This window comes from Methylococcus mesophilus, assembly GCF_026247885.1.
GTDB lineage: Bacteria > Pseudomonadota > Gammaproteobacteria > Methylococcales > Methylococcaceae > Methylococcus > Methylococcus mesophilus.
This window is the reverse complement of record NZ_CP110921.1, coordinates 2,378,053-2,404,133: the sequence shown is the minus strand read 5'-3', so window position 1 is coordinate 2,404,133 and position 26,081 is coordinate 2,378,053. Positions and strand designations below refer to the sequence as shown.

General features: G+C 62.1%; 33 protein-coding genes. 22 read left to right on the top strand and 11 right to left on the bottom strand.

Annotation, left to right across the window (positions count from 1 at the left end; all coding sequences use genetic code 11):
* Positions 1-20: 20 nt before the first annotated feature.
* Entirely contained in the window at positions 21-515 is a 495-nt protein-coding gene (locus OOT43_RS11325; protein ID WP_266020689.1) for a type I restriction-modification enzyme R subunit C-terminal domain-containing protein, read from the bottom strand.
* The gene (fic, locus tag OOT43_RS11320) at positions 484-1,599 is read right to left on the bottom strand and encodes a protein adenylyltransferase Fic (RefSeq protein WP_266020688.1); all 1,116 of its coding nucleotides are present in this window, start codon (positions 1,597-1,599) and stop codon (positions 484-486) included. The genes OOT43_RS11325 and fic overlap by 32 nt, the downstream gene beginning before the upstream one ends.
* Before the next feature lie 492 nt (positions 1,600-2,091).
* Here fic and nifB point away from each other — a divergent pair, with 492 nt between their 5' ends.
* The 15 genes from nifB to OOT43_RS11245 all read left to right on the top strand — a co-directional run bounded on the left by nifB (position 2,092) and on the right by OOT43_RS11245 (position 11,117).
* Entirely contained in the window at positions 2,092-3,660 is a 1,569-nt protein-coding gene (gene nifB, locus OOT43_RS11315; RefSeq protein ID WP_266020687.1) for a nitrogenase cofactor biosynthesis protein NifB, read from the top strand.
* Positions 3,661-3,861: 201 nt separating this feature from the next.
* Entirely contained in the window at positions 3,862-4,086 is a 225-nt protein-coding gene (locus OOT43_RS11310) for a 4Fe-4S binding protein (protein WP_266020686.1), read from the top strand.
* Positions 4,087-4,097: 11 nt separating this feature from the next.
* Complete coding sequence (locus OOT43_RS11305) at positions 4,098-4,481, top strand: HesB/IscA family protein (protein ID WP_266020685.1); 384 nt, start codon at positions 4,098-4,100, stop codon at positions 4,479-4,481.
* A 7-nt stretch (positions 4,482-4,488) separates the two neighbouring features.
* Positions 4,489-5,049 (top strand): hypothetical protein, encoded by a 561-nt coding sequence (locus OOT43_RS11300; protein WP_266020684.1) that lies wholly within the window; start codon positions 4,489-4,491, stop codon positions 5,047-5,049.
* Entirely contained in the window at positions 5,030-5,821 is a 792-nt protein-coding gene (locus tag OOT43_RS11295; RefSeq protein WP_266020683.1) for a 4Fe4S-binding leucine-rich repeat protein, read from the top strand. The genes OOT43_RS11300 and OOT43_RS11295 overlap by 20 nt, the downstream gene beginning before the upstream one ends.
* A 21-nt stretch (positions 5,822-5,842) precedes the next feature.
* A complete protein-coding gene (locus tag OOT43_RS11290) occupies positions 5,843-6,163 on the top strand; it encodes a nitrogen fixation protein NifZ (protein ID WP_266020682.1) in 321 nt (106 codons plus the stop codon).
* A complete protein-coding gene (locus tag OOT43_RS11285; protein ID WP_266020681.1) occupies positions 6,160-6,429 on the top strand; it encodes a nitrogen fixation protein NifZ in 270 nt (89 codons plus the stop codon). The genes OOT43_RS11290 and OOT43_RS11285 overlap by 4 nt, the downstream gene beginning before the upstream one ends.
* A gap of 45 nt (positions 6,430-6,474) precedes the next feature.
* Complete coding sequence (locus tag OOT43_RS11280) at positions 6,475-6,816, top strand: DUF3024 domain-containing protein (RefSeq protein ID WP_266020680.1); 342 nt, start codon at positions 6,475-6,477, stop codon at positions 6,814-6,816.
* Complete coding sequence (locus OOT43_RS11275; protein ID WP_266020679.1) at positions 6,813-7,961, top strand: cysteine desulfurase family protein; 1,149 nt, start codon at positions 6,813-6,815, stop codon at positions 7,959-7,961. The genes OOT43_RS11280 and OOT43_RS11275 overlap by 4 nt, the downstream gene beginning before the upstream one ends.
* A 66-nt stretch (positions 7,962-8,027) precedes the next feature.
* Positions 8,028-8,246: a putative nitrogen fixation protein NifT gene (gene nifT / locus OOT43_RS11270; RefSeq protein ID WP_266020678.1), complete on the top strand. Its 219-nt coding sequence runs from the start codon at positions 8,028-8,030 to the stop codon at positions 8,244-8,246.
* A gap of 2 nt (positions 8,247-8,248) precedes the next feature.
* Positions 8,249-8,527 carry a hypothetical protein gene (locus OOT43_RS11265; protein ID WP_266020677.1) on the top strand — a complete coding sequence of 93 codons (279 nt, stop codon included), beginning with the start codon at positions 8,249-8,251 and terminating at the stop codon, positions 8,525-8,527.
* Complete coding sequence (locus OOT43_RS11260) at positions 8,524-9,678, top strand: DegT/DnrJ/EryC1/StrS family aminotransferase (RefSeq protein WP_266020676.1); 1,155 nt, start codon at positions 8,524-8,526, stop codon at positions 9,676-9,678. The genes OOT43_RS11265 and OOT43_RS11260 overlap by 4 nt, the downstream gene beginning before the upstream one ends.
* Positions 9,675-10,019: a 2Fe-2S iron-sulfur cluster-binding protein gene (locus OOT43_RS11255; protein ID WP_266020675.1), complete on the top strand. Its 345-nt coding sequence runs from the start codon at positions 9,675-9,677 to the stop codon at positions 10,017-10,019. Before OOT43_RS11260 ends, OOT43_RS11255 begins: the two co-directional genes overlap by 4 nt.
* Before the next feature lie 18 nt (positions 10,020-10,037).
* A complete protein-coding gene (locus tag OOT43_RS11250; protein WP_266020674.1) occupies positions 10,038-10,268 on the top strand; it encodes a hypothetical protein in 231 nt (76 codons plus the stop codon).
* A gap of 6 nt (positions 10,269-10,274) precedes the next feature.
* Positions 10,275-11,117, top strand: coding sequence for an SIR2 family NAD-dependent protein deacylase (locus OOT43_RS11245; protein ID WP_266020673.1), 843 nt, complete (start codon positions 10,275-10,277; stop codon positions 11,115-11,117).
* A 41-nt stretch (positions 11,118-11,158) separates the two neighbouring features.
* Here the strand turns inward: OOT43_RS11245 and OOT43_RS11240 are convergent, their stop codons facing one another.
* On the bottom strand, positions 11,159-11,908 hold the full coding sequence (locus OOT43_RS11240; protein ID WP_266020672.1) for a YkgJ family cysteine cluster protein: 750 nt from the start codon (positions 11,906-11,908) through the stop codon (positions 11,159-11,161).
* A gap of 154 nt (positions 11,909-12,062) precedes the next feature.
* Between OOT43_RS11240 and OOT43_RS11235 the strand changes: the two genes are divergently transcribed.
* A complete protein-coding gene (locus OOT43_RS11235; protein WP_266020671.1) occupies positions 12,063-12,365 on the top strand; it encodes a hypothetical protein in 303 nt (100 codons plus the stop codon).
* Between the two features lie 160 nt (positions 12,366-12,525).
* The gene (locus tag OOT43_RS11230) at positions 12,526-14,145 is read left to right on the top strand and encodes an alkaline phosphatase D family protein (RefSeq protein WP_266020669.1); all 1,620 of its coding nucleotides are present in this window, start codon (positions 12,526-12,528) and stop codon (positions 14,143-14,145) included.
* Positions 14,146-14,196: 51 nt separating this feature from the next.
* Here the strand turns inward: OOT43_RS11230 and OOT43_RS11225 are convergent, their stop codons facing one another.
* The 6 genes from OOT43_RS11225 to OOT43_RS11200 form a co-directional block, all read right to left on the bottom strand.
* Complete coding sequence (locus OOT43_RS11225; protein WP_266020668.1) at positions 14,197-15,798, bottom strand: SagB/ThcOx family dehydrogenase; 1,602 nt, start codon at positions 15,796-15,798, stop codon at positions 14,197-14,199.
* On the bottom strand, positions 15,795-16,232 hold the full coding sequence (locus OOT43_RS11220) for an ArsC/Spx/MgsR family protein (protein WP_266020667.1): 438 nt from the start codon (positions 16,230-16,232) through the stop codon (positions 15,795-15,797). The genes OOT43_RS11225 and OOT43_RS11220 overlap by 4 nt, the downstream gene beginning before the upstream one ends.
* Before the next feature lie 7 nt (positions 16,233-16,239).
* Positions 16,240-16,491 (bottom strand): hypothetical protein, encoded by a 252-nt coding sequence (locus OOT43_RS11215; protein ID WP_266020666.1) that lies wholly within the window; start codon positions 16,489-16,491, stop codon positions 16,240-16,242.
* Positions 16,492-16,554: 63 nt separating this feature from the next.
* The gene (locus OOT43_RS11210; RefSeq protein WP_266020665.1) at positions 16,555-16,881 is read right to left on the bottom strand and encodes a Rieske 2Fe-2S domain-containing protein; all 327 of its coding nucleotides are present in this window, start codon (positions 16,879-16,881) and stop codon (positions 16,555-16,557) included.
* A 57-nt stretch (positions 16,882-16,938) separates the two neighbouring features.
* On the bottom strand, positions 16,939-17,526 hold the full coding sequence (locus OOT43_RS11205) for a hypothetical protein (protein WP_266020664.1): 588 nt from the start codon (positions 17,524-17,526) through the stop codon (positions 16,939-16,941).
* A 111-nt stretch (positions 17,527-17,637) separates the two neighbouring features.
* A complete protein-coding gene (locus OOT43_RS11200) occupies positions 17,638-18,063 on the bottom strand; it encodes a response regulator (RefSeq protein WP_266020663.1) in 426 nt (141 codons plus the stop codon).
* Between the two features lie 511 nt (positions 18,064-18,574).
* Here OOT43_RS11200 and nifH point away from each other — a divergent pair.
* From nifH to OOT43_RS11180, 4 genes are all read left to right on the top strand, one after another.
* Positions 18,575-19,456, top strand: coding sequence for a nitrogenase iron protein (gene nifH / locus OOT43_RS11195; protein ID WP_266020662.1), 882 nt, complete (start codon positions 18,575-18,577; stop codon positions 19,454-19,456).
* A gap of 95 nt (positions 19,457-19,551) precedes the next feature.
* On the top strand, positions 19,552-21,012 hold the full coding sequence (nifD, locus tag OOT43_RS11190; protein ID WP_266020661.1) for a nitrogenase molybdenum-iron protein alpha chain: 1,461 nt from the start codon (positions 19,552-19,554) through the stop codon (positions 21,010-21,012).
* Between the two features lie 110 nt (positions 21,013-21,122).
* The gene (gene nifK / locus OOT43_RS11185) at positions 21,123-22,682 is read left to right on the top strand and encodes a nitrogenase molybdenum-iron protein subunit beta (protein ID WP_266020660.1); all 1,560 of its coding nucleotides are present in this window, start codon (positions 21,123-21,125) and stop codon (positions 22,680-22,682) included.
* A gap of 251 nt (positions 22,683-22,933) precedes the next feature.
* Positions 22,934-23,302 carry a 2Fe-2S iron-sulfur cluster-binding protein gene (locus tag OOT43_RS11180; protein ID WP_266020659.1) on the top strand — a complete coding sequence of 123 codons (369 nt, stop codon included), beginning with the start codon at positions 22,934-22,936 and terminating at the stop codon, positions 23,300-23,302.
* Between the two features lie 70 nt (positions 23,303-23,372).
* On the opposite strand, the gene OOT43_RS11175 is transcribed toward OOT43_RS11180, so the two are convergent.
* Together OOT43_RS11175 and OOT43_RS11170 are read right to left on the bottom strand one after the other, a co-directional pair.
* Positions 23,373-23,918 (bottom strand): GNAT family N-acetyltransferase, encoded by a 546-nt coding sequence (locus tag OOT43_RS11175; protein ID WP_266020658.1) that lies wholly within the window; start codon positions 23,916-23,918, stop codon positions 23,373-23,375.
* On the bottom strand, positions 23,919-24,173 hold the full coding sequence (locus OOT43_RS11170) for a type II toxin-antitoxin system TacA family antitoxin (protein ID WP_266020656.1): 255 nt from the start codon (positions 24,171-24,173) through the stop codon (positions 23,919-23,921).
* Between the two features lie 223 nt (positions 24,174-24,396).
* On the opposite strand from OOT43_RS11170, the gene nifE reads away from it, so the two are divergent.
* Positions 24,397-26,079: a nitrogenase iron-molybdenum cofactor biosynthesis protein NifE gene (gene nifE, locus OOT43_RS11165; protein WP_266020655.1), complete on the top strand. Its 1,683-nt coding sequence runs from the start codon at positions 24,397-24,399 to the stop codon at positions 26,077-26,079.
* The last annotated feature ends 2 nt before the right edge of the window (positions 26,080-26,081 follow it).

Below are 26,081 nucleotides of genomic sequence, written 5' to 3'. Positions count from 1 at the left end.
GCCATTACGGTGTTGGGCGTTCATGCCGACGCGGCTGCGGCGCGCTGATAGAGATATTTCTGGAAGCCGGCGAACAGCCGGCCGATTTCCTCCGGCCGGCCCAGATCGGCCAGGGCGTCGGCGATCGAGTCGTGATACTTCAGGCGCAGCAACGGCGCCAGTTTGGCCTGATCCAGCTCTTCCACCCCGCTGCAGACGTAGTGGGAAAGCACGAAGTCGAGGAAGGCCTGCTGCTTGTCCGCGTAATCCTTGATCTGCCCCACGCCCTCGGTCAGCGGCTTGTCCCAGGCCTCAACCACCGCCAGCCTGGGGTTGCGGTACTCCCGCACGTAATCGGCGGTGAGCGCCTTGCCGCGCCGGCTATGGCTTTCTATGCGACCCGGCGTGATTGGATATTCGCGGCGGATGCGGCTGCCTTCCACGATGCCCCAGCCCGCCGCCGCCAGGGCGGGGCCGATGTGCTCGGCGCGGGTTTCGGCTCGTTCACGGTTGTCGCCCGTAAGGCGTAAATTCATTGCCGTCGCGCGTCAGCAGCTGCAGCAGCTTGGGATGGACGAACAGTTTTTCCCTGCCTGCCTCCAGTTCGGCCAGCACGCCGATTTCCACCAACTGCTTCAGGTATTGCGAAGCGGTCTGCCGCTTGGCGATACCCGCCTCGGTCAGGCTGCCGATGCGGCAATAGGGCAATTCGAAAATCAGACTCACCAGTTCATGGCTGTAAATTTTGGGCAGGCTGGCGCGCACATACTCGGTCGTGTGGTCGAACAGCGCGCGCATCGCCGCGATTTTGGCGCCGGTCCACACCGCGGTTTCCTCGACGCCGCGGAGTACATACAGTATCCAGGGCTCCCAGGCTTGCTCGCGCGTCACTGCCAACAGCAGACGGTAGTATTCCGCCTTGTTATGGATGATGTAACGGCTCAAATACAGGATCGGCAGCGTCAGCAGGTTTTCCTGGATCAAGAACAGGCTGTTCACGATGCGCCCGGTTCGGCCATTGCCGTCCGTGAAGGGGTGTATCGCCTCGAACTGGTAATGCCCCACAGCCATGCGAATCAAAGGATCCACCTCGACCTCGTTGTGCAGGAAGCGCTCCCAGTTGGCAAGCAGGTCGCGCAAGAGATGTTCGCCCTCCGGCGGCGTATAGACCACCTCGCCCGTCGCCTCGTTGGCCAACGCGGTACCGGGCGTGCGGCGCACGGTCATCTGCACGTCCTTGATCTGGGTGCAGATTTCCTCCGCCGTGCGGGTATTCAGCGGATGCTGGTTGAGTGCCCGGTATCCCTCGAACAGGGCGCGGCTGTAGCGCAGGGCTTCCTTGGTGGCCGGGTCGGCCTGGCCCTCGTTGCCCAGGTGCCGAAACAGCTTGTCGGTAGTGGTGACGATGTTCTCGATTTCCGAACTGGCGCAGGCTTCCAGCAGCGGCAGCGTATTGATGAGGATTGCCTGGTTGGGGATCAATTCGGCCGCCTGCTTCAGCTCGGCCAGGGCGGCGCGCGCGGTGATACAGCGTTTGAGGATGGCCTTGGTTTCGATATCCGCCTGCGGCGGCAACGGCGGCAGATCGTGATAAGGCCGGTCGGCCTGCCAATGGCTCATGTTGACGTTTATCAAGTTTTTCGACACATCCGCAGTCTATGTCGATGGCATCGACACGTCAATCAAATGTGTCGATGGTTTCCGGCTTAATCGACATAAGACGGCAATGTGTCGATGGCATCGACAATCCCTGTTTCTGGACGGCGAGGCAAGGCCACTTCTTCCTACGCACTAGCCCGCTTGCTGGGGGACTTTGCAGGCACGGGCTACCCAGGATCGGTGAGGCACTTCAGTTTGTCGCGTTCCGGACAAGCCCGACCAAATCCGGCGGATTTGTGCCCCCCTAAACACGCTCGATTCGTGTGGTAATTAAATCAAGGGCTTGTTTTCCCTAGATATCCGTTTCTGGTACGCCGATTGCTTTATCTTCAACGTGAGTGTCTACCAGTGTTCCGCACCGGCAGGTTTTACCGGTGGGTAGCGAACGAATTCAAGGGGCGTGGCGGGACGAAGCAGAAGCAGCGACGGGCAAACGAATCTAGGAGTCTAGCAATGCAAACAGTGCAGAACCATACGGGGGCGGAGTCCGCGGGCGTCAATGCCGCGGTGAATGTCGAAGAAATCATGCAGCAGGTCGCAGAGCACAAGGGTTGCGGCACTTCCGGCGGTTCCGGCAAGGCGAGCTGCGGTTCGGGTGCGGGCGAGAACGACCTGCCGCCGGAAATCTGGGAGAAGGTGAAGAACCATCCCTGCTACAGCGAAGAAGCGCATCACCACTATGCGCGCATGCATGTGGCGGTGGCTCCGGCCTGCAACATCCAGTGCAACTACTGCAACCGCAAGTACGATTGCGCCAACGAGAGCCGGCCGGGCGTGGTGAGCGAAAAGCTGAGCCCGGAACAGGCGGCGAAGAAGGTGCTGGCGGTGGCTTCCACCATTCCGCAGATGACGGTGCTCGGCATCGCCGGACCCGGCGATCCGCTGGCCAATCCGGAAAAGACCTTCAAGACCTTCGAGCTGATCGCCAAGACGGCACCGGACATCAAGCTTTGCGTGTCCACCAACGGTCTGGCGCTGCCCGATCATGTCGAACAGCTTTCCAAGTACAACATCGACCACGTCACCATCACCATCAACATGATCGATCCGGAGGTAGGCGCCAAGATCTATCCCTGGATCTACTACAAGAAAAAGCGCTACACCGGCGTGGAGGCGGCCAAGATTCTGACCGACCGCCAGTTGCAGGGTCTGGAGATGCTGACCGAGCGCGGGATTCTGTCGAAAATCAACTCGGTGATGATTCCGGGGGTCAACGACCACCATCTGGTCGAGGTCAACAAGGCGGTGAAGTCGCGCGGGGCCTTCCTGCACAACATCATGCCGCTGATCTCGGCGCCGGAGCACGGCACCGTGTTCGGCCTGACCGGCCAGCGCGGCCCGACGGCGCAGGAGCTGAAGGCGCTGCAGGACAGCTGCGAAGGCGAGATGAACATGATGCGCCATTGCCGCCAGTGCCGCGCCGACGCGGTGGGCCTGCTGGGCGAGGACCGCAGCGCGGAGTTCACCACCGACAAGATCATGGAGATGGAGGTCAACTACGACCTGGACGCCCGCAAGGCCTATCAGGCTGCCGTGGAGAACGAGCGTCAGGCGGTGGTGGCGGCCAAGCAGGAAGAACTGCAGACCCTGGCCGGCGCGCATTCCGACATCAAGATGCTGATTGCGGTGGCGACCAAGGGCGGCGGCAAGGTCAACGAGCACTTCGGCCATGCCACCGAGTTCCAGATCTACGAGCTGTCGACCTCGGGCGCCAAGTTCGTCGGCCATCGCCGGGTGGACCTGTACTGCCAGGGCGGCTACGGCGAGGAGGACGCGCTGGGCACGGTGATCCGGGCCATCAACGACTGCCATGCGGTGTTCGTGGCCAAGATCGGCGGCTGTCCGAAGAACGATCTGAAGACGGCTGGCATCGATCCGGTGGACCAGTATGCCGGCCAGTTCATCGAGCAGTCGGCGATCGCCTACTTCAGGGAATATCTGGACAAGGTTACCGCCGGCGAGATCGAGCATGTGGTCAAAGGCGATGCGGAAATCCGCCAGGGCGCTTTGATCGCGGCTTGATGTGGGGAAATAGATTCAGTTAAGCCGTTATTCCGGCAGGGATTGCCGGAATCCAGGGCACAGGGATGTGTTAGGCCGTAACCATCCTTGGTTCCTGGACCCCGGCATTCCCTGCCGGGGTGACGAGGCACATTTAACTCTACGGCAATGCCCGGAAGGGAAAGGCTGAGAACGAGGGTATGCCACCCAGGAGTTTGAAACATGGCTTACACGATAGTCGAAGAAAACTGCACGGGCTGTTGCGCCTGCGAGCCGGAGTGTCCGAACCAGGCCATTTCGGAAGCGAGCAACGGGCTTTTCGTGATCGACCCGGCCAAATGCACCGAGTGCATCGGCCATCACGACGAACCGCAGTGTGTGGCGGTGTGTCCCATCGACCTCACCTGCATCATTGACGACAACTACCCGCGATACGAAGCGGCTTAAGGGGAACATCCATGGATCTAACCATCACTCCGAGTGCGGAAAAGTTCATTCAGCGCATGGTGCGTTTCGGCGGGGCCGGACCGGATGCCGGCTTCCGGCTGCTGGTCAGCCCGGGCGGCTGTTCGGGTCTGGCGTCGGAATTCAGCGTCGAAGCCGCGCCCTTGCCGGGCGATGCCGTTGTCACCGTGCAAGGGCTGAAGCTGTTCCTGCCTGCGGAGAGCCGCTTGCTGTTGCAGGGTGTGACCATGGATTTCAAGGACACTCCATTGCAGAGCGGTTTGGTGTTCATCGATCCGAAAGCGACCGGCTGCGGCACCTGCAGCACCAGCGCGCCGGGTGCCGTTCCGGCCGAAGCCGCGGTGTCCATTTCCAGCATCCCCATCAAGAGCGCCTGAGACGGACATGGGCACGGCTGCTGACAGCGCGGCGCTCAAAGGCACGGAGGAGCCGGTCTTAGTCCCGCTTGACGGCGACCCGGTGGCGGAATGCCTGGGCGAGGGCCTGCCCGCCGAAGCGGAGCGGCATCTGCGTCTGGCCGGACAGAACTATCACCGGGACGAGGTGGCGCTGGGACATCTGCAGGCGGCCTGGGAACTTGCGCCGGGGCATGCGGCGGTATACATCGGCAAGTACCGGTTCTATTTCTACAAGAACCGGCTGGCCGAAGCTTTGGAAATCGCAAAGGAATGCCTGGTGAAGGCTGCGCTCGACAACGGCATGTCACCCGATTGGCGTGAGGCCAAGCCGGCGGATGCGGATTTCACCAGCTTCGAGGCCATCGTGCCGCGGTTCTTCCTGTTCACACTCAAGGGCTATGCCTATCTGCAGATGCGCTTGGGCAACCTGGAGGAAGGCCGGGCCGCGGTGGAGAAGTTGCTGGAGCTGGACCCGGCCGACAAGCTCGGCGGCAAAGTGTTGATGGGCGTCCTGGAGAGGCAGGCCAATGGGGACGACGACGAATGACATCGAGGAGGCGCGCGACTGGCAGGGCAAACTGCTGGACTGCGGTCGATGCGAGCAGCGGGAGGGCCTGACCGAAGGCCGCTGCCATCTCGGCCACGCCTGCGTCCACGACCGCTACGCCCGCCGCATCGACCGGTTCTTCAAGTGGAATCCGGATCTGGCCAAATCCTACCTGGAGCATCCGTATTTCGAGACCCGGGCGGTGGCGGCCAAGCACGTGGAACTGTTCTACCTGCCACGGCTGGTCGGCGATCCGGACGAGACCGTGCGGCAGAGCGTGGCCCAGCGACTGCCGGTGCGCTCCAAGCAGTTCGAAATCCTCCGGCGCGATCCGCACCGGGACGTCCGGGTCAGGGTGGCCGAGCGGCTGGAGCCGGGCGATTTGGCCGCGATGATCGGCGACGAGGACTATTTCGTGCGCCAGATCGTGGCGCGACGTTTGCCGCCGGGGTTGCTGGTGAAGCTGATCCACGACCGCGACCCGGAAGTGCGCAAAGTGGTGGCGCAGCGGATCGCGCCGGAATGGCTGCCGACGCTGGCCGCGGACCGGGAGGTCGGAGTCCGGCTGGCGGCGGTCAGGCGCATGGACAACAAGCAGTTGAAGCAGTTAATCAAGGATCCGGACTGGCGCTTGCGTTACGAAGTCGCCAGCCGCCTGGAACTGGCGGATTTGGAGCCTATGCGGGCCGACCCGGACCAGGCGGTGCGGGAGCTGGTGGCGCAGCGGTTTAACGAACCGCAGGCCGGCGACGTTTTGCCGGAAGCCTGCTAGAGATGAATCAAGGGGATAGCCATGGGTGATATCAGTCGCGACAGCGATAGCATGGAATTGAACGACCCGCCGAAGTTCAACTTCGGCGAAAAGGTCAAATCCAAAAAGGTGGTGCGCAACGACGGCACATTCAACGGCGCGGAGATCGGCGAGGTGCTGGTCAAGAAAGGCGAGGTCGGCTACGTCAAGAGCATCAACACCTTTCTCCAGCAGTTCTACATCTATGCCGTCGATTTCCCCGATCGGGGCTACGCGGTCGGCATGAAAGGGCGGGAGATCGAGTCGCTCGACAACCCGCCGCCGCCGAAAGAGGCGCCGGAAACGAAGGAGGAGGCCGCATGATCGACCAACGCGCTCCGATTTATCAATGGGGACAAAAGGTCGCCACCGAAGTCGATATCTTCAACGACGGCAGCTACCCCGACCATGAGCCGGAGGCCCTGCTGGTCGCCGCCGGTACGGAGGGTGAGATCGTCCAGATCGGCCATCACGAGGAAGCCAACATCCCGGTGTATCTGGTCGAATTTCCCGGTGGCTATGTCATCGGCTGCTTCGAGGAGGAACTGAGCTCGGAGCAGAAGTCCGTCCAGGTGGCGGGTCTGCTCTAGCGGATGGCGGCGGTGGGCCGGGTCATCGGGTACGGAGGCGGCGTCATGGGCGGCATCAGCGCGGCGAATCCTCAACCCAACGAACTGGACCGCAAACGTATCGAGCGTTCCATCAAGGACCGCAAGCGTTACCGCTACGTCACCCCCGAGGTGCATCCGACCGAGGACGGCTATCTGATCCAGAGTTCGTGCTGCTCGCGCAACATCGATCCCAACGGCGGCGTCATCGACATCGCCCGGCTGGAGTTCAAACCGAACAGAGGCTGCTGGTGGCTGTACCATAAGGATCATGAGATCGGACATTGGATCATGCACGGCGAATACCAGTCTCTACAGCAGATCCTGGCGCTCCTGAACGAAGACCCGAAAAGGCGGTTCTGGCAATGAGCGAGACCTCGATTTACCTGGACAACAATGCCACGACGCCGCCTGCGCCGGAATGCGTGGAAGCGATGACGGCCTGTCTCAAGGCGCATTACGGCAATCCGTCCAGCAAGCATCATCTGGGCGAGGCCGCCAAGATGGAGGCCATCGCCGCGCGTGGGAAAGTGGCGTCCCTGCTGGGCGTCTCGCCGGCGGAGATTGTGTTCACCAGCGGCGGGACCGAATCCATCCATCAGGCCATTCTGGGCGCTCTGGCCTTGGCGCCGGACAAGCGCCGGGTGGTGACCAGCGCGGTGGAGCATCCCGCTACCTTGCTGCTGCTGGCGCATCTCGAAGCGCTGGGGCTCGAGGTGGTCAGGCTGCCGGTCGACGGCCATGGTTTGCTCGATCCGGCATTGCTGGATGCCGCGATCACGCCCGGCACCGCCCTGCTGAGCCTGATGTGGGCCAATAACGAAACCGGCGTAGTGTTTCCCATCGAAGAGGCGGCGGCGCTGGCGGCGAGCCGGGGCGTACTGTTCCATTGCGACGCCGTGCAGGCCGTCGGCAAGCTGCCGATCGACCTGAGCCAGATTCCGCTGGATTTCCTGTCCCTCTCCGGACACAAGCTGCACGGCCCCAAGGGCATCGGTGCGCTGTTCGTGCGCAAGGGACGCAAGCTGCCCCCGCTGCTGTTCGGCCACCAGGAGCGCGGACGCCGCGGTAGCACCGAGAATGTGCCGGGTATCGTCGGTTTGGGCGCGGCTGCGGAACTGGCGCAGGGGTACTTGGCGACCGGCGGCGACGGCGTCGCCCGCCTGCGCGACCGCCTGGAAACCCGGCTGCTGACGGCGTTGCCGGGCGCTTCGGTCAACGGCGGCGGCGCGCCTCGGGTGGCCGGGACGTCCAGTTTCAACCTCGGCGCCGTCGAAGCGGAACTGGTGCTGGACAAACTGGACCGCGCCGGGATTTGCGCCTCCGCCGGTGCGGCTTGTAGCGCCGGCGGCACCGAGCCCTCCCATGTGCTGACCGCGATGGGGCTGGGCGCCGAAGGGGCGCTGGCCACGATCCGGTTCTCGCTGAGCCGCTACACCACCGAGGCCGAAGTGGACGCCGTGTGCGAATTGCTGCCGGATATCGTGCGGACTATGGTGGCGGAGGCGGCCTGAGTTCAGCGTCCGCGATATCCGAAAAGAATTGATCGATCGATTTTTCAACCGTGACCTGGAGTCTTCATGAAGGTAATGATCCGTAGAAATGCCGCCGGCGAACTGTCCGCCTACGTCCCCAAGAAAGACCTGGAGGAGCCGATCGTCTCCCAGGAAAAAGCCGATCTGTGGGGCGGCACGGTGACTCTGGCCAACGGCTGGCAACTCGCTCTGCCGGAAATGGCGGAGGGGACGACTTTGCCGATCACGGTCGATGCCAAGAAGCTCGCCGGAGGCGACGACTGATCATGGCGCTCACGACGGAAGCGCTCGAGCAGATTCGCGGCCAGCTCGGTAGCGAGGCCACGGCGGTGGAGCATGTCTCCGCCTTGCGCCAGGCTTTTCCCGGCCTGTCCATCACCCGTTGCGACGTCGGCGATATCGATACCGAAACCCCGGTACTCGAGACGGCCCGGTTCAACCTGTATTTGCTCGATGCCGCCGATCATTGCGCCCACGTGACTAGCGATCTAAGCCGGGCTACCGGTTTGATCCTGGCCGAGAAACCCAAGGGAGCGGCGAAATGAGCGGGCAGCCGAGCATCCTGTTTTCCGATCCGGACATGAGTCTCGGCGAGCTGGAGGCGGTCGAGGAAGTGCTGAAATCGCCCGGCCTGTCCGGCGGGCCGGTGGTCGAGGACTTCGAGGCGGCCTTCGCCGACTATCTCGGGCGGCAATACGCTGTGGCGGTGAGCAGCGCCACGATGGGGCTGCTGCTGGCACTTCGAGCCTACGGCATCGGGTCGGGGGACGAGGTTATCGCTTCGCCCTTCGGCTTCCGCGAAAACGCCCACGCCATCGCGCTGGCCGGAGCGAAGCCGGTGTTCGTGGACATCGACTACTGGACCTGCACCATCGTGCCCGACAAGGCCGCGGCGGCGGTCACGCCGCAGACCAAGGCCATCGTCGCCTGCAACGTCAACGGCCATCCGGCGCTGTGGGCGCAGCTCCGTGCGCTGGCCGATGAGCGCGGCCTGATACTGATCGAGGATTCCAGCGAGGCCATCGGCTCACGCTATCAGGGCAAGCTGGTCGGCAGCTTCGGCGACTGTTCGATCTTCGATTTCACCCAGCCCAGTGCCCTGACCACCGGCGAGGGCGGCATGGTCGTGACCGACGACCGCGAGCTGGCGGTCCGCCTGCGGGGCTTCCGCAACCGCCGCCTGGACGAGCGTAAGTCGGTGGTGCTGGGTGACCTGCCGCCGTACCGGGCGGAGATGAGCGACATCAATGCGGCCCTCGGACTGGCCCAACTGGAGCGGCTGGACGGGATCCTCGAGCGCCGCAAAGACGTCGAAGCTTATTACGACGCCTTCATGCAGTCTTTTGAAGGTATCAAGCCGGCCTACCAGGCGCCGGAAGTCGACGAGCTGCACTGGATGGTCTACCTGGTACATCTGGGCACCCGCTTCACCCGCTCCAGCCGCGACGTGGTGATCCAGGATCTGGCGACGGCGGAAGTGGAATCGGTGGCTTTTTGTTCGCCCCTGCATACCCAGCGCCATTACGTCGACCTGGGCTACCGCAAGGGCCAGTTCTTCGTGACGGAAAAGCTGGCGGACCGGGCCATTGCCCTGCCGTTCCATTGCCACCTCACCGAAGACCAGATCGGTTTCATCGTGCAGACCGCCAAGGACTCGTCCATCAACGTGGGCGCCGGGGCCGCGATCTATCTGTGAGCTTAGAAGCGATGTCCGGTTATCTGCGTACCGGAATACGGCGGAACCCGAAGGTCTGCGTGACCGTCCTGCCCTCGGGCAAGACGGTGCGAATCAGCAGCGGCAGCCGCCTGCTCGACGCGGTGCTGCTGACGGGCGATGCGATCGTCCACAAATGCGGCGGACATGCCCGTTGCGGGGAATGTCACGTGCTGGTGCGAAACGGCGGACGCGGCTTGTCCAAGATCCGCCCCGACGAGCGGGAAAAGCTCGAAAACATAAGAGGTACGGAAACCCTATCCAGGCTGTCCTGCCAGGCGGTCCTGGGCTCCCGTGAGATCACCATCGAGTTGCTAACCTAAGAACAGAGGACAACCACCATGACGACCACAGAGAAAATCGAATCCTTGATCCATGTCCGCTTCGCTCCCAATGGGACGGTCATGGAAATCGGCGAGCGTCCGCAGGGCGTCGAGGCTCAGACCTGGTTCAACTATCTGAGCAACCAGACTTCCAACAGCTACCAGGCCTTGGCCGGCGGACGCGGCATGTTCCGCCTGCCGCGTCCGCAAGTGGATGAGCTCAAGGCCGCCATTTCATCAGCGGGGTAAATACCAATGACGGCAACGATTCCCACAGAGATTCAAGCGGCGCTGGCCGGCGGCCAGGTCATTCCTTATCTCGGTCCCGGCGTGCTGGGCCTGGACGGCGGCAGCACCGTACCCAGCGCTCCGGAAACCCTGGTGGAGCTGATCACCGCGAAGGTGACCGTGCCCCACAAGATCCGCAAGAATCTCACCGCGGCGGGCCAGTACATCGAAAACTTCAAGCATCGCAAGACCCTGGTCGGCCTGCTCAAGGAGGCTTTCGCCGCGGCGCCGGAGCCCACCGGGCTGCACCGGTATCTGGCGGGGCTGCCGTTGCCGTTGATCGTCGATGCCTGGTACGACGCCAGCATGGCGGCGGCGTTGGAGGGGCGGTCCGATTTCGGGCAGGTCCAGGGCGTGAGCCGGGCCGAGCATTTCAGCGAATGGGTGCATTATTTCCATGCCGATGGCAGTCCGGCGGAGGAATCCGAGGCGGCGAACTGGAAGCTGCTGCTGTACAAACCGCTGGGCAGCATCGCGCCGGCCGCCAACTTCATCCTGTCCGATTCGGATTACGTCGAAGTGCTGACGGAAATCGACATTCAGACGCCGATTCCGGAACCCGTGAAGCAGATCCGCAGCGGACGCCACTTCCTGTTCCTGGGCTGCCGCTTCCGCAACCAGTTGGAGCGGACCTATGCCCGGCAGATCATGAAGCGCTCGTCCGATCTGCACTGGGCGGTGCTGCCGGACGAACCGACCCGCAACGAAGCCCGCTTCCTGGAAGAGCAGAACATTCGCCGGATCGAAATGCCCCTTGAGGACTTCGTGCGGCAGTTGCTGGGTGACGAAGCCGCGAGGCAGGCGGCCTGAGGCTGCGCCTGAACGTGCCCAGCGGGTCCGGTTCCGCTCTCTCAGCTTGCCAGGATTGCGTCGAACAGGCGAGCCATTTCGTCGGAACCCACTTCGGTGACGGCTGCCGGCGCGAAAACATCCGCGCCGGATAGCCACTCGGTGCAGCAGTTTTCGTTCTGCAGGGCAATGCAGAGGGCGTGATTGAGTTCATAGACGCCGAATGCCATCCCCGCGTCGCGCAGGGAGGATTGCATAGCGTGCTGAACCAGGCTGCGCACAACCATATGGGGTTCCGAATAGGGAATCTCGTCGGCGCGGCCGGCGGCGGCTTCGACGCAGGCGCGCACGTCGTAGGAGGCATGGCCGCGGCAGGCCAGGGGGCGGACCTGGTAGATCAGGCAGACGCCATTCTCGATATAGGGGCAGCGGAGCCGCAGCATGACCCGCTGCGCCTCGTCCAGTCCGCGCGTCTGGGCATCGGCGTCGGCGATGCGGGCGGGGAGGTCGATGCCGATGGATTTGAATCTGCCGTTGCTCCAGCGGACGTAGCGGCCGATCATCAGCACTTCGGGCGCCGTGGCGGTGACCCGCAGCGTGCAGCAGGTCGCACAGCCTTTGTGGCAGGCCAGCGGGGGCTTCCCTTCCGCCTGGATGTCGACGTTGCGGTCGAAGCTGTCCCAGGCCTGGAGCAGCAGGCCGTCGACGAGGCCTTCGGTTCCCTGCCGTTGCTTCAGCGTTTCGGCAAAGGCTCGGTGCTGAGCCTTGAAGAAGGACAAAGGTCCGAAATCGCCGCTGCCTGCGCCCGCCATTCGCTTCTTCGCCTCCGCAAAAATTTTCCAGCAAATCCACATGATATCGGCACCGCCGGCTAATAACCATACTTTTTGTAGTAAAATTGTGCTGAGGGCATCCGGTCCGGGTGTCCGGAGCAACTGGTACACGCTGAGGAGCGAGGAGAACAACATGGTTGGCGAATTTTGGTATCGCGGGGAAAGGTTCAGGGCCACGATTCACGGGCGTACGGGCAAGGAAGAGCTGTTCCTGATCTACATGCTGGAAGACGACGAGGAGGGGCCGGAAATTTCCCTGGACCGCTTCGAGGATCCGGACAACGATCCGAACCAGAGCCTGGAGGAGTGCCTGGCAATGCTGGCGGACAGGCTGATGAAGGAACAGGCGATTTCGGCTTCCAAGCCGGATGCGGAATTCGCCTGGGTACAGCCGAAGACCGGCGTCAACGTGCACAGTGGCGTTCAGGCCCATTGACGGGCAAGGCCCCGGACGGGCCGCTCCGTCCGGGGCTGTTTAGCCGGGCAGGCAGTCCGCCTTGGCCAGTCCGTCACCGAATCGTCATTGGCCGGCCATGGCTCTGACTTAATTCGGGCTTATGGTTCCTCGCTTCGATCAACCCCCCGCGAGGAGTCCCATGATCACTGCCGCAGCGTCTCACCCGCATACCGCCTTCCGATCCGGGAGCCGAAAAAATTCCGTTCAAGCGCTCATTCCCGGCCTCATTCTGGCGCTGGCCGCCTGCGCCTCCGTCAACGCCGAGAATACCGTTCCGCAGGTGGAGCAGGGCATTCAGATCGGCGATCTGGCCCCTGGCAAGGCGGTGATCTGGAGTCGGTCGGACCGTCCTGCGCGCATGATGGTCGAATACGCCTTCAGCTCCGACTTTGCCGATTCAAAGGTCATTCGCGGTCCCTATGCCATGGAAGGTACCGACTATACCGCTCGCCAGGATCTGGTCGGGCTGCCTGCCGGTAAGGACGTCTATGTGAAGGTGTGGTTCGAAGATCTCACCAATGCCCGCGGTCAGAGCGAACCCGTGACCGGCCATTTCCATACCATCGGCAAGCGTGACGACATCCGTTTCGTGTGGGGCGGCGATACCGCCGGCCAGGGATGGGGCATCAACCCATCGTTCGGCGGGATGAAAATCTACGAGGCTATGCGCCAGGTCAAGCCGCAGTTCTTCATCCACAGCGGGGACAACGTCTATTCCGACGGCATCATCAAGCCGGAGGTGACCGCCGAGAACGGCCAGGTCTGGACCAATATCGTCACTCCGGAAGTCGCCAAGGTTGCCGAAACCCTGGACGAATTCCGCGGACGCTACAAATACAATCTGCTCGACGACAACGTTCGCCGGTTCAATGCCGAGGTTCCGCAGATCTGGCAATGGGACGACCACGAAGTCGTCAATAACTGGTCCGACGCCAAGGATCTGAGCGCCGATTCCCGATATACGGTGAAAGATGTTCCGCTCCTGGTGGCCCGGGCGTCGGAGGCTTTCCACGAGTATGCGCCGATGCGCCCCTACCCAACGGAGGAGTCCGAGCGGGTGTATCGACAGATTTCCTATGGTCCGCTGCTCGATGTCTTCGTCCTCGACATGCGCAATTATCGGGGCCCGAATACCTATAACCTGCAGAACCAGGAAGGGCTGGAGACTGCATTCCTGGGCGAGGCCCAGGTCCAATGGCTGGAACAGGGGCTGAAGAATTCGAAGGCGACATGGAAAATCATCGCGGCCGACATGCCGATCGGATTGAACATCGGGGACGGCACCGACGCCCAGGGCCGCGCCAGGTGGGAGGCGATCGCCAACGGCAACGACGGCCCCGCCGCCGGGCGCGAACTGGAGATCGCCCGCCTGCTCAGTTTCGTCAAGAAGCAGCGCATCAAGAACATCGTGTGGCTGACCGCCGACGTGCATTACGCCGCGGCGCACTATTACGACCCGGCACAGGCCGCCAGCAAGGATTTTGCACCGTTCTGGGAGTTCGTGTCCGGCCCGCTCAACGCGGGCACCTTCGGCCCCAACAGCACCGACGGCACCTTCGGTCCCCAGGTCGTGTTCTACAAGGCCCCGCCGGCAGGGCAGGTCAACCTGTCGCCCTACGCCGGCCTGCAGTTCTTCGGCGAGGTCAACATCAACCGGGCGGATCAGAGCCTCACGGTGGACTTCAAGGACCTCGACGGTGTGTCGATATTCAGCAAAACCTTGCGCCCCGAGCCGATCTTCAATTTCGGCGGCAGGTAGCGGCCGGCCCGATCCGCTCGGGATGAGCCGCCGAAGCCGCGCCGGGGGCGTTCAGGCTGGGGTTCGGACGTAGGGCGCCTCGGTCGTGATCCGCGGGTCGCTCAGCGGTTTGCCTACGGTGAAGTGGTACAGCGACTGGAAAGCCTTCCCGGACAGCCCCAGCAGTTCGTGGAAGGCGTCGTCGAAATAACAGCCGATGCCGGTGCCGCGCAGGCCGCGGGCCTCGGCTTCCAGATAGAGCGCCTGGCCCAGGAGTCCTGCCTCCCAATAGAGCCGGCGATAGCGCCAAGGGGCCGTGTTCAAGGTGTCTTCGAATTCCGCCAGCATCCCCAAGGCGAAGGCGCTATCGGCGGCGATGGCCTGATGGCAGTCGATGGTGCGGGCCGCGGCCATGCAGCCGCCCTCCGCCAGCAGGAACAGTGGCAAATGGGCGGGACAGCCTTCGGGTTGGGTCCAGGCGAAATCCTGCCGCAACGCGGAGCGCAGCTTCGATTCGGCGGATGCGGTGCGCGGCAGGGCATACAAACCGGGGGCTAAGCCTTTGATCCGGTGGACGAACAGCACCGGATGCAGGGCCGGTGCGGAATTCCAGACATCCCAGGGTGCGCATTCGCGGGCGAGCAGGGCGTCTAGCAAGGCATAGCATTCGTCCGCTTCCCATTCGAAGTTCCGGTCGAAGCGCTGGGCGCTGCGGCGCTGGCGGATCAGCGTCGAGGCGGTGACGGTGGGCAAACCGGAGCGGGGCGGGTAAACCGCGGTGGGCGGGGCCGGCTGCGCCCCGCCGGGGCAGCGGCTGGCTGCGGCCACTTCGTCGATCACCGGCCAGTGGTACATGGGGTGCGAATCGAGCACATTGGCGGTGCCGGTCCAGTCCAGGTCGCCGAATAAGGGGAGAGAGGACACCGTCCCCGAAGCGGCTGTCACTTCCAATAGCAGCTCGGCTTCTTCGGCTTCCGCGCCGATAAAATTGGCGGTGCGGTCCAGTCCCAGCAGGCTGGCGATCTCTCCGGTCCCCGCGCTGTTCACCAAGCGCAGGCCCCAGCCCAGCGCGGCCGCGGCATAGCGCAGGGCGCCGATGGCGTGGCCGGTGTCGAGCTGGCAGTAGCGGAAGGCGCGCTCGCCGTACTTCCAAGCCTCCCGCCAGTGGATCGAGCTGAGGCCGATGAACAGGCAGGGCGGGCCGCCGCCTGCATTGGTTTCCACAGGCTGCGCCCGCCGTTCCAGTGCATGCTCGCGGCTGAAGTAATGGTAGACGCCGTCCTCCAGCCCCTCCACATTACGGCAGACCACATAGCCCTCGGTGGGGTGCAGGTTGCCGCTGGACGGATTGCAGCGCAGCGACCAGCGGTCGGGCCCGTATTCCTTCCAGGCCGACAAAGCCAGGGACAGTTCCAGCAGCAGCGCGACCGATTCGAGGGTCAGCGCTTGGGGCACGAGTGCGCCGGGCCGGTGCAGGTCGGAATAAGTGGCGGAGAGGGCGTCGGCTGTCAGGGGTAACGGGATGCGTTCGGCGCCGGCGAAGCTCCGGAAGGGATCGGGCTGGGCGCTCCAGTCCAGGGTTTCCGGTCCTGCGGCATAGCGCTCCAGCCGGTGCTTGGTGCGTTCGTGATAGGCCAGTATGCGCTGCAGATCGGTTTCGGCGTTGCCGTTCATCGGTCGGCGGAATCCTTAGGGGACGGGCAATGATGCGGCCGGCGGCAGCTTTCCAGATCGGCTCGGGCGGCCTCTTCGTCGGGATTCAGGCCGATCCAGGCATGGACCTTATCGGCGTCGAAGCCAACGCTCCGAAGGTCGCCTACCTGCATGAGCGGGCGCCGGATCAGCAAATGATCGTCCAGCATGAGCGCCAGAGCGGCGGCGTCATCCAGATCTTCCGGCACGATCTCGCCCGATTTGATCCGGGGGGCGGCCCGGTTGAACCATTCGGTCACCGGGCGTTCGCCGAAGAAGGCGCGCAACTCCTCGGCGCGCCAAGGCGTCTCCAGGAGGTCGTGCACGACCAATTCGTGGCCGGCCTCCCGGAGCATCTGCTTCTGCCGCGTGTTGTTGGCGCAGCCGGGTTTTTCGTAGAAGTGTATCTGGGCCACGTCGGCTTCAGTTCAGCCAAGCCTGTTGCGGGCGGTAATCGCCGGCGGCGACGGGTTCGATCTGGCCGATCGCACCGCATTTCAGACAATGTTCGAGCACGTTGAAGGCTTGGTCCGAACAAAGATCATCGCGCGACTGTTTGCATCCTGTGGCGCCGCAAGCCTTGCAGGTGTACAGCGTGCCGTTGCAGGGTTCGCCGCTGCTTTTGCGCGCGCCGGTGCATAATTTCAGTGCCGATTTGATGACTTGGTAGGTCATGGTTTACTCCTTTAGGGGTTAGGTGTAGTCGATACGCGAAAGTCGTGCCGAGGCCGCTTTCGTCTAATTCAAATAATTGGCGGAAACCCCGTCGGTGTCGATCAGGACCTCGCCGTTTTCGATCTTCAGGGGATATTCGGCCAGGGTGCAGTGCTTGCCCTTGATGCAGGCGCCGTTGCTGTCGAATTCCCAGTCGTGGTGCGCGCAGGTCAGTATCTTGCCGTCGAAACGGGCATCCGCCAGCGGTTCGCGGGCATGGGGACACATGCCCTGAAAGGCACGAGGCTGGGCGCCGGTTGGCCATACCACCAGCATCAGTGTGCGGTTGACCGCCACCACCTCGTACTTGCCTTCCTTCAGTTCGCTTTCGTCACAGGCTTTGGTGTACATGGTTGATCCCTACCGGGCAGGGGAACGCCGTCTACGGACGGCGTTCCATTTGAAGGATTAGACCGGGCGGTTGTCCGGAATCCGGATCGGGCCCATGATCTTCAGGCCCTCCTCGAAGCTGATCACGTCGAACTTCTCGTCGAAGCTGGCCGCGGCATCCGCGACGGCAACCAGTTTGCCGGCGGTATCGAGCTTCTTCAGGTCGTTCTTTTCGATGCGGAACAGCTCCAGCAGTTCGTTGTAGACGGTCGCCTCGTCCAACGGCAGCACCCAGAACGTGGCGCCGCGGTGGGTGATCTGGTAGCGCTTGGAAATGTCCAGGTTGCCGGCAAAGAAGAAATACTTGCCGGTGGGGGACAGCTTGTCGCCCAGGACGTCCAGCAGCAGATCCAGATATTCCAGCGACAGCGCCACCCCCGCCAAGAAGGGGATGGTGGATTCGCCGGCTTTCGCCACGGTCATCACCTGGTCGAACTTGATTTCAGGCGGGCGAGCCTCGTCGCTCAATTGCTGGGCGAACTTCAAGGCGATCATCCCGCGGAAGCCGAAGACACCCGGCTGGGCGGTGGCGCCTTTGAAGACCGGGCTCAACAGCCGGTTTTCGTTTTCCAGGGAGGCGAAGGGGGTTTCGCTAATGGTGGTCATGACGCTCCTAAAATGTTGGTTTGCGAAAAATCGACGTTATTGCATTAAAACGGCGCGCAACAGGCAACGAACTGCCCAGAACCGTGCGGCAGTTCGATCCGGCGACTCCGGTCAGGTGACGACGACGGGGATGGCCAGATTGACCTTGCGGCCAAGTTGCATGTCCACCTTCTGACGCGCCTTTTCGATGGTCAGGGGTTTGGCCAGCAGGGAGTTCGCACCCTGCTTGAGGCATTGCTGCGCCAGGGGATCGGTCGCGGTCTCGGTCACCACGATGATCTTGATGTCCTCCAGCCGGGCGCGAATTTCTTCCAGCACCTCGATGCCCCGGGCCTTGACGATGCCCAACCCCAGCAGCAGTACCGCGGGCTTCCAGTCCACGGCCTTGGCATAGGCGGCTTCGAGGCTGCTCAGCTCATGGGTTTCGATCTCGTCGTGCAGCATGAACTGCAGCGCGGCGCTGGTGATTTCATCGTCGTCGACGACGAAGACACGTCGGTCGTCTACTGCTCTTTCACTATCGACGCCTATCTGCATGGGCTTCTCCTATTAAAGGTTGCCGGTTCTGTCGGCGGTTGCGCGAGTTCTCCTTAGAACTTCACCGGGGCCGTCGACGCCCCGGTGAAGTATGGAGACCTTCACTCAAATCTAAGCAATCGATGTGCCGGCACGGGCACGATTCGTGCGGCTAAGCACGCCAGCAGCATTTTCAACGGGTTGAGTCTAAGGGCGGCGGCGTCGCGGGCGAACGGCAGCTTGTGTTGTTCCCTACAAGCAGTGCGGTTTTGTAGTGTTGTGGACATCCCACCCTGGTCGGTGTGGAGCTTTCTAATGGGGTTAAACCCCAGATATTTCAAGCCATTATGTTTTTATTTTAGGTGTGGCACACCGGTTGCATCGGAGATAAGCGTGCAGTGTTCACTGCCGCAAAAGTGGTGGCGACAAGAATAAGAAAAAGAAAGCGCCCTGCTCCGCGGTAAGCCGAGCGTGAGTTCGGTGGAATGCTGCTGGCCATGAAGCATCGATCATCCTATTTCGGAGAAATACCATGTCAGATTTGAGACAAATTGCTTTCTACGGTAAGGGCGGTATCGGCAAGTCCACCACCTCTCAGAACACCCTGGCCGCTCTGGCTGAAATGGGTCAGAAGATCCTGATCGTCGGCTGCGACCCGAAGGCCGACTCCACCCGTTTGATTCTGCACTCGAAAGCCCAGGACACCATTCTGTCCCTGGCCGCCGATGCCGGCAGCGTCGAGGACCTGGAGCTGGACGATGTCATGAAGGTCGGCTACCGCGACATCCGTTGCGTGGAGTCCGGTGGTCCGGAGCCGGGCGTCGGCTGCGCCGGCCGCGGTGTGATCACCTCCATCAACTTCCTGGAAGAAGAAGGCGCTTATGACGGTGTCGACTACGTCTCTTACGACGTGCTCGGCGACGTGGTCTGCGGCGGTTTCGCCATGCCGATCCGCGAGAACAAGGCGCAGGAAATCTACATCGTCATGTCCGGCGAAATGATGGCCATGTACGCGGCCAACAACATCTCCAAGGGCATTCTGAAGTACGCCAATTCCGGCGGCGTGCGTCTGGGCGGGCTGGTCTGCAACGAGCGCCAGACCGACAAGGAATACGAGCTGGCTGAGTCTTTGGCCAAAAAGCTCGGCACCACCCTGATCCACTTCGTGCCGCGTGACAACATCGTGCAGCACGCCGAGCTGCGTCGCATGACCGTACTCGAGTACGCACCGGAATCCAAGCAGGCCAACGAGTATCGTGAGCTGGCTAAGAAGGTCCACGCCAACAAGGGCAACGGCACCATCCCGACCCCGATCACCATGGACGAGCTGGAAGATCTGCTGATGGAGCACGGCATCATGAAGCAGGTCGACGAGTCGCAGGTCGGCAAAACCGCAGCCGAGCTGGCGGCGTAAGGAGACTGGCGGCACGGCGGTGTGCGGGCTTTTAACGCCGCACACCGCCTCTTGGCCTTCCGGTCGTTTTTCACTAACTCAATCAGGAGCTGAAAATGAGCCTCACAGTTGAGCAAGTCAAGCAGAGAAACAAGGATCTCATCAAGGAGGTTCTTGAGGTTTACCCCGACAAGACGGCCAAGCGCCGAGCCAAACATCTTGGCACCTTCGAAGAAGGCAAGCCCGACTGCGGGGTCAAGTCCAACATCAAGTCGGTCCCCGGCGTCATGACCATCCGCGGCTGCGCCTATGCTGGTTCCAAGGGCGTGGTCTGGGGTCCGATCAAAGACATGATTCACATCAGCCACGGTCCGGTCGGCTGCGGCCAGTACTCCTGGGCGTCGCGCCGCAACTATTACATCGGCACCACCGGCATCGATACCTTCGTCACCATGCAGTTCACCTCCGACTTCCAGGAGAAGGACATCGTCTTCGGCGGCGACAAGAAGCTGGAAAAGATCATCGACGAAATCCAGGAGCTGTTCCCGCTGAATCACGGCATCACCGTTCAGTCGGAATGCCCGATCGGCTTGATTGGCGACGACATCGAAGCCGTCTCCAAGAAAAAGAACAAGGAATACAACGGCCATACCATCGTTCCCGTGCGTTGCGAAGGTTTCCGCGGTGTGTCCCAGTCCTTGGGCCACCACATCGCCAACGACGCGGTACGCGACTGGATCTTTGACAAGGCCGGCGATAAGCACCCCGAGTTCCAGACTACGCCTTACGATGTGGCCATCATCGGCGACTACAACATCGGCGGCGATGCCTGGTCTTCCCGCATCCTGCTGGAAGAAATGGGGCTGCGCGTGATTGCCCAGTGGTCCGGCGACGGTTCGCTGGCCGAACTGGAGAACACCCCGAAGGCCAAGCTGAACGTGCTGCACTGCTACCGTTCGATGAACTACATCTCCCGCCACCTGGAAGAGAAGTATGGGGTGCCGTGGGTGGAGTACAACTTCTTCGGTCCGACCAAGATCGCCGAATCGCTGCGGAAGATCGCCAGCTTCTTCGACGACAGCATCAAGGAAAAGGCAGAAGCCGTCATCGCCAAGTACCAGCCTCTCATGCAGGCGGTGATCGACAAGTACCGTCCGCGCCTGGAAGGCAAGAAGGTCATGCTGTACGTGGGCGGCCTGCGTCCCCGTCATGTGATCGGCGCCTATGAGGATCTGGGCATGGAAATCGTCGGCACCGGTTACGAGTTCGGCCATAACGACGACTACCAGCGCACCACGCACTACGTCAAAGACGGCACGCTGATCTACGACGACGTCACGGGCTACGAGTTCGAGAAGTTCGTCGAGTCCGTGCAGCCTGACCTGGTCGGTTCCGGCATCAAGGAAAAGTATGTGTTCCAGAAGATGGGCGTACCGTTCCGGCAGATGCATTCCTGGGACTATTCCGGCCCTTACCACGGTTATGACGGCTTCGCCATTTTCGCCAGGGACATGGACATGGCCATCAATAACCCGGTCTGGGGTTTGACCAAAGCCCCGTGGAAGAGCGCTGCCTAAGCCGCAGCCGGAGAAAGGTCAGTAGGGTGCGCCTGGCGCACCGTGTTCAAGGCTCCAAAGGTGCGCCCGGTGGGCGCACCCTACCAACCGACGTTTTTAGGAGTTAAGCCATGAGTCAGAATGCAGAAAAGGTTCTCGATCATTTCAACCTGTTCCGCGAACCGGAATACGTCAATCTGTTCGAGAACAAGAGAAAAGAGTTTGAATTCATGCCCCCCGACCAGCAGGTCGAAGAGGTGCGCGAATGGGCCAAGACCGAGGAATACCAGGCAAAGAACTTTGCCCGTGAAGCGTTGGTCGTAAACCCCGCCAAGGCTTGCCAGCCGCTGGGCGCGGTGTTTGCAGCTGTCGGCTTCGAAGGCACCATTCCCTTCGTTCATGGCTCGCAGGGTTGTGTGGCTTACTACCGTTCGCACTTCAGCCGCCACTTCAAGGAGCCGACGTCCTGTGTGTCTTCGTCGATGACGGAAGATGCGGCGGTTTTCGGCGGCCTGAACAACATGATCGACGGCCTGGCGAACACCTACAACATGTACAAGCCGAAGATGATTGCGGTCTCCACCACCTGTATGGCGGAAGTGATCGGCGACGACTTGAACGCGTTCATCAAGACCTCCAAGGAAAAGGGCAGCATCCCTGCCGAATACGACGTGCCTTTCGCCCATACTCCGGCCTTCGTTGGCAGCCACATCACCGGCTACGACAACGTCATGAAGGGCATCCTGCAGCACTTCTGGGACGGCAAATCCGGCACCGTCGAGCCGCTGGTGCGCCAGCCGAACGATTCAATCAACTTCCTCGGCGGTTTCGATGGCTACACCGTGGGCAACCTGCGCGAAATCAAGCGCATTTTCGGCCTGTTCGGCATTGACTACACCATCATCGGCGACAACAGTGACGTATGGGACACCCCGACCGACGGTGAGTTCCGCATGTACGACGGCGGCACCACCCTGGAGCAGGCGGCCGATTCGCTGCACGCCAAGGCCACCATCTCGATGCAGGAATTCTGCACGGAGAAGACGCTGCCGTTCATCGCCGAGCACGGTCAGGAAGTCGTCGCTCTCAATCATCCGATCGGCGTGAGGGGGACAGACAAGTTCCTGATGGAAATTTCGCGCCTGACCGGCAAGGCGATCCCGGCCGAGCTGGAGAAGGAGCGCGGCCGTCTGGTGGACGCCATCGCGGACTCCACTGCCCATATCCACGGCCAGAAGTTCGCCATCTACGGCGATCCCGACCTGTGCTACGGCCTGGCGGAATTCCTGCTGGAACTCGGTGCGGAGCCGACCCACGTCCTCGCCACCAACGGCGGCAAGGCCTGGGAAAAGAAGATGCAGGAACTGTTCGACTCCTCGCCGTTCGGCAAGAACTGCAAGGTCTATCCGGGCAAGGATCTGTGGCATATGCGCTCGCTGCTGTTCACCGATCCGGTCGACTTCCTGATCGGCAACACCTACGGCAAGTACCTGGAGCGCGACACCGGTACCCCGCTGATCCGCATCGGCTTCCCGATCTTCGATCGCCACCACAAGCACCGCTACCCGGTGTGGGGCTATCAGGGCGGCCTGAATGTTCTGGTCTGGATCCTTGATCGCATGTTCGATGCGATCGATGCCAACACCAACATTCCCGCCAAAACCGACTACAGCTTCGACATCATTCGCTGATTCGCGGCACGTAGGTCTTTTCCTCCTGTCCGCGCTGGTGCCCCCTTCATCAGCGCGGCAGGCCGGAAAAGGTCGGTTCGCAAGCCATTGCGCTGCCCTGGCCGGTTTCCGGCAGGGCAGCGCAATGGCTGCGCGAGAGGGTGCAAATACGTCACGAAAAGTATGGTTATTTCCGATAAACTGATTGGCGAGCACCGGATTCACCCAGGCAGCTCGGTTTTCTTTCAAACTGGTCAATCAAGGACAACAACATGGCTAACGTGACTTTTTCCTCCCCGCTTTTGCCGAAGGACGTGACCGTCTACGCGGTGGCCGGCGACACGGACACCCTCCTGAAGGTGGCGCAAAAAAACAAGATTCCGCTGCCCTTCGAGTGCGAGGACGGCAACTGCGGTTCCTGTGTGATGGAAGTGGTGTCGCTGTCGGACAAGCCCTTCATGGCGCAGGATCTCACCGAGAAGGAGCGTGCCACCCTGGTGGCGGCGGGAAAGCTCTCCAAGGCGGAGATCGAAGAAGCGGTCGTCAACGACAAGCCGCCGCGCTATCGCCTGGCCTGCCAGTACATCGTCCGGGACGAGGATATCCTGGTCAAATTCAGCGGTGAGCCCGGCGTCGTCTGATGTGCGGAGCTGGATTCATCCGGTAACACCGCCGGCGGACAGAGCCGCCGGCGTTCCCCGCCGCAGGGGATTATCGCTTCGCCGATTGTTCTTCAATGCCCGCGCCGGAGACGAGGTCCTGCTGCGCCTTCGCTTTCGCCAGCGAGGACAAGGGCAGAAACAGGCACAAGGCATCGTCCCGCGTCGGCACGAAGCCCAGTCGCCGATAAAACCCCGCCGTCTTGTCGTCTTTGGCGTCCACCACGACGGCATACAAGCCGACACGGACCGAAAATTCCAGCGCCAAGTGAAGAGCGAAGGCAAGCAAATCCTGGCCGTACCCGTTGTCCTGTTCCCTTCGATCGACGGCAAGACGTCCGATCCGCAGGATGGGGGCGGGATGACGGGGTAGCTTCAGGCTGCCAGGCAGGGCTTGCGCCGCTACTTGCCCCACGCTTACCGTGACAAATCCGACGACATCGAAGCTGTTTCCGGCCAGCGCGACATAGGTTTTCCCGAAGCCTCGACGCTGCAGTTGGCCCGCGTGCCGGAGGAGGAAATCGTTGAGCGCGGCATGGCCACAGTCGAAACCGTCACGGCGATGGCGCCGATCCAGCAATTCGATGTGCCGGCCCATTCAGCGCCGCGCCATCAGAGCGCGTAGCGCCTCGTTCGGTTCATCAGGATTTTCGCAGGCGCTGACGAAAGCCTCGAACGCCTGCTGGGAAAGCAGCAGGGTATCGTTGTCGGCCACGATCCGACGCGCGGCCTCGTAGGCGTTCTGCAGCATGAAGCCGGACACGGTGGTGCCCATCATCGCGGCGGCGCGTTCGATCAGGGCTTTTGCCTCGGGGCTGGTGCGGAGGTTGATGCGGGCGGATTCGGTGGTCATGGTGGCGTCTCTCTAACGAACTCGAGCGATTGTACGTCAATTTGACGCACTTGGCGTGCCCGAGTTCCGGTGTTGTGTGCTTCCTTACATTTGCCCCGCAGTTTGTTCGCAAGGTTACAGGATGAATTGCGTTCCATGCCGGGAAAAACGTTCTATATCAATCGAATGAGCTTGTGGCACGGCCTCTGCATGACCCGGATATGCGTAGTCGTGGAGGTGGGGTATGAGCAGCGTATCGAGCAAGATTCAGGACGTTTTCAACGAGCCCGGTTGCGGCAAGAACCAGGGCAAGTCCGAGAAGGAGCGCAAGAAGGGCTGCACCAAGCAACTCCAGCCGGGCGGGGCCGCCGGCGGTTGCGCCTTCGACGGCGCCAAGATCGCTCTGCAGCCGATCACCGACGTGGCCCATCTGGTGCACGGCCCCATCGCCTGCGAGGGCAATTCCTGGGATAACCGCGGCTCGAAATCGTCCGGCTCCAATCTCTGGCGCACCGGCTTCACTACCGACATCAACGAAACCGACGTGGTGTTCGGCGGCGAGAAGCGGCTGTACAAGTCGGTGAAGGAAATCATCGAGAAATACGATCCCCCCGCAGTCTTCGTCTACCAGACCTGCGTGCCGGCGATGATCGGCGACGACATCGACGCGGTCTGCAAGGCGGCGTCGAAGAAATTCGGCAAGCCGGTGATCCCGGTCAATTCGCCCGGCTTCGTCGGCCCCAAGAATCTCGGCAACAAGCTGGCCGGCGAGGCGATCCTCGACCACGTCATCGGCACTGAGGAACCCGAATACACCACGCCCTACGACATCAACATCATCGGGGAGTACAACCTGTCCGGCGAACTGTGGCAGGTCAAGCCGCTGTTGGACGAGTTGGGCATCCGCATCCTGTGCTGCATCTCGGGTGACGCCAAATACCATGACGTGGCCTGTTCGCATCGCGCCAAGGCGGCGATGATGGTCTGCTCCAAATCCATGATCAACATTGCCCGCAAGATGGAGGAGCGCTACGGCATCCCCTTCTTCGAAGGATCGTTCTACGGCATCGAGGACACCAGCGACGCGCTGCGCGAAATCTCCCAATTCCTGATCGAGCGCGGCGCGCCGGCCGAACTGATGGAGCGCACCGAAGCCCTGATCGCCCGCGAAGAAGCGCGCGCCTGGGCTGGCATCGAACCCTACAAACAGCGCCTGGCGGGCAAGAAGGTGTTGCTCATCACCGGCGGTGTGAAATCCTGGTCGGTGGTCGCTGCGCTGCAGGAGGCCGGGCTCGAACTGGTCGGCACCAGCGTCAAGAAATCGACCAAGGAAGACAAGGAGCGCATCAAGGAACTCATGGGCGAGGATGCGCATATGATCGACGATATGAGCCCGCGCGAAATGTACAAGATGCTGAAGGATGCCAAGGCCGACATCATGCTGTCGGGCGGGCGCTCCCAGTTCATCGCCCTCAAGGCCAAGATGCCCTGGCTGGACATCAACCAGGAGCGCCATCACGCCTACATGGGCTATGTGGGCATGGTCGAACTGGTCAAGGAAATCGACAAGGCCCTGGCCAACCCCGTGTGGGAGCAGGTGAGGAAGCGCGCGCCCTGGGAGGAAACCACCTGGGAAGAGCGGGCCGATGCGGCTATCGCCGCCGAAGCCGCCGCCCTGGCCGCCGATCCGGAGCTGGCCAAGGCGCAGCGCCGTTCCGCCCGCATCTGCAAGTGCAAGGCAGTGGACCGGGGCGCCATCGAGGATGCCATCCTCGAACACGGGCTGGACAGCGTCGAGGCTGTTACCGAGCGCACCCACGCTGGCAGCGGCTGCACCGGTTGCACCGGAACGATCGCCGGCATCCTCGACAGCATCGAAGACTGGCGCCCGGGCTCGGTCAACGAACCGGCCAAGCAGGCGGCTTGAGG

Excerpts from the sequence above, each read along its gene's own strand:
- OOT43_RS11325 (WP_266020689.1), bottom strand. The coding sequence starts at position 515 with ATGAATTTACGCCTTACGGGCGACAACCGTGAACGAGCCGAAACCCGC.
- fic (WP_266020688.1), bottom strand. The coding sequence starts at position 1,599 with ATGAGCCATTGGCAGGCCGACCGGCCTTATCACGATCTGCCGCCGTTG.
- nifB (WP_266020687.1), top strand. The coding sequence starts at position 2,092 with ATGCAAACAGTGCAGAACCATACGGGGGCGGAGTCCGCGGGCGTCAAT.
- OOT43_RS11310 (WP_266020686.1), top strand. The coding sequence starts at position 3,862 with ATGGCTTACACGATAGTCGAAGAAAACTGCACGGGCTGTTGCGCCTGC.
- OOT43_RS11305 (WP_266020685.1), top strand. The coding sequence starts at position 4,098 with ATGGATCTAACCATCACTCCGAGTGCGGAAAAGTTCATTCAGCGCATG.
- OOT43_RS11300 (WP_266020684.1), top strand. The coding sequence starts at position 4,489 with ATGGGCACGGCTGCTGACAGCGCGGCGCTCAAAGGCACGGAGGAGCCG.
- OOT43_RS11295 (WP_266020683.1), top strand. The coding sequence starts at position 5,030 with ATGGGGACGACGACGAATGACATCGAGGAGGCGCGCGACTGGCAGGGC.
- OOT43_RS11290 (WP_266020682.1), top strand. The coding sequence starts at position 5,843 with ATGGGTGATATCAGTCGCGACAGCGATAGCATGGAATTGAACGACCCG.
- OOT43_RS11285 (WP_266020681.1), top strand. The coding sequence starts at position 6,160 with ATGATCGACCAACGCGCTCCGATTTATCAATGGGGACAAAAGGTCGCC.
- OOT43_RS11280 (WP_266020680.1), top strand. The coding sequence starts at position 6,475 with ATGGGCGGCATCAGCGCGGCGAATCCTCAACCCAACGAACTGGACCGC.
- OOT43_RS11275 (WP_266020679.1), top strand. The coding sequence starts at position 6,813 with ATGAGCGAGACCTCGATTTACCTGGACAACAATGCCACGACGCCGCCT.
- nifT (WP_266020678.1), top strand. The coding sequence starts at position 8,028 with ATGAAGGTAATGATCCGTAGAAATGCCGCCGGCGAACTGTCCGCCTAC.
- OOT43_RS11265 (WP_266020677.1), top strand. The coding sequence starts at position 8,249 with ATGGCGCTCACGACGGAAGCGCTCGAGCAGATTCGCGGCCAGCTCGGT.
- OOT43_RS11260 (WP_266020676.1), top strand. The coding sequence starts at position 8,524 with ATGAGCGGGCAGCCGAGCATCCTGTTTTCCGATCCGGACATGAGTCTC.
- OOT43_RS11250 (WP_266020674.1), top strand. The coding sequence starts at position 10,038 with ATGACGACCACAGAGAAAATCGAATCCTTGATCCATGTCCGCTTCGCT.
- OOT43_RS11245 (WP_266020673.1), top strand. The coding sequence starts at position 10,275 with ATGACGGCAACGATTCCCACAGAGATTCAAGCGGCGCTGGCCGGCGGC.
- OOT43_RS11240 (WP_266020672.1), bottom strand. The coding sequence starts at position 11,908 with ATGGCGGGCGCAGGCAGCGGCGATTTCGGACCTTTGTCCTTCTTCAAG.
- OOT43_RS11235 (WP_266020671.1), top strand. The coding sequence starts at position 12,063 with ATGGTTGGCGAATTTTGGTATCGCGGGGAAAGGTTCAGGGCCACGATT.
- OOT43_RS11230 (WP_266020669.1), top strand. The coding sequence starts at position 12,526 with ATGATCACTGCCGCAGCGTCTCACCCGCATACCGCCTTCCGATCCGGG.
- OOT43_RS11225 (WP_266020668.1), bottom strand. The coding sequence starts at position 15,798 with ATGAACGGCAACGCCGAAACCGATCTGCAGCGCATACTGGCCTATCAC.
- OOT43_RS11215 (WP_266020666.1), bottom strand. The coding sequence starts at position 16,491 with ATGACCTACCAAGTCATCAAATCGGCACTGAAATTATGCACCGGCGCG.
- OOT43_RS11210 (WP_266020665.1), bottom strand. The coding sequence starts at position 16,881 with ATGTACACCAAAGCCTGTGACGAAAGCGAACTGAAGGAAGGCAAGTAC.
- OOT43_RS11205 (WP_266020664.1), bottom strand. The coding sequence starts at position 17,526 with ATGACCACCATTAGCGAAACCCCCTTCGCCTCCCTGGAAAACGAAAAC.
- OOT43_RS11200 (WP_266020663.1), bottom strand. The coding sequence starts at position 18,063 with ATGCAGATAGGCGTCGATAGTGAAAGAGCAGTAGACGACCGACGTGTC.
- nifH (WP_266020662.1), top strand. The coding sequence starts at position 18,575 with ATGTCAGATTTGAGACAAATTGCTTTCTACGGTAAGGGCGGTATCGGC.
- nifD (WP_266020661.1), top strand. The coding sequence starts at position 19,552 with ATGAGCCTCACAGTTGAGCAAGTCAAGCAGAGAAACAAGGATCTCATC.
- nifK (WP_266020660.1), top strand. The coding sequence starts at position 21,123 with ATGAGTCAGAATGCAGAAAAGGTTCTCGATCATTTCAACCTGTTCCGC.
- OOT43_RS11180 (WP_266020659.1), top strand. The coding sequence starts at position 22,934 with ATGGCTAACGTGACTTTTTCCTCCCCGCTTTTGCCGAAGGACGTGACC.
- OOT43_RS11175 (WP_266020658.1), bottom strand. The coding sequence starts at position 23,918 with ATGGGCCGGCACATCGAATTGCTGGATCGGCGCCATCGCCGTGACGGT.
- OOT43_RS11170 (WP_266020656.1), bottom strand. The coding sequence starts at position 24,173 with ATGACCACCGAATCCGCCCGCATCAACCTCCGCACCAGCCCCGAGGCA.
- nifE (WP_266020655.1), top strand. The coding sequence starts at position 24,397 with ATGAGCAGCGTATCGAGCAAGATTCAGGACGTTTTCAACGAGCCCGGT.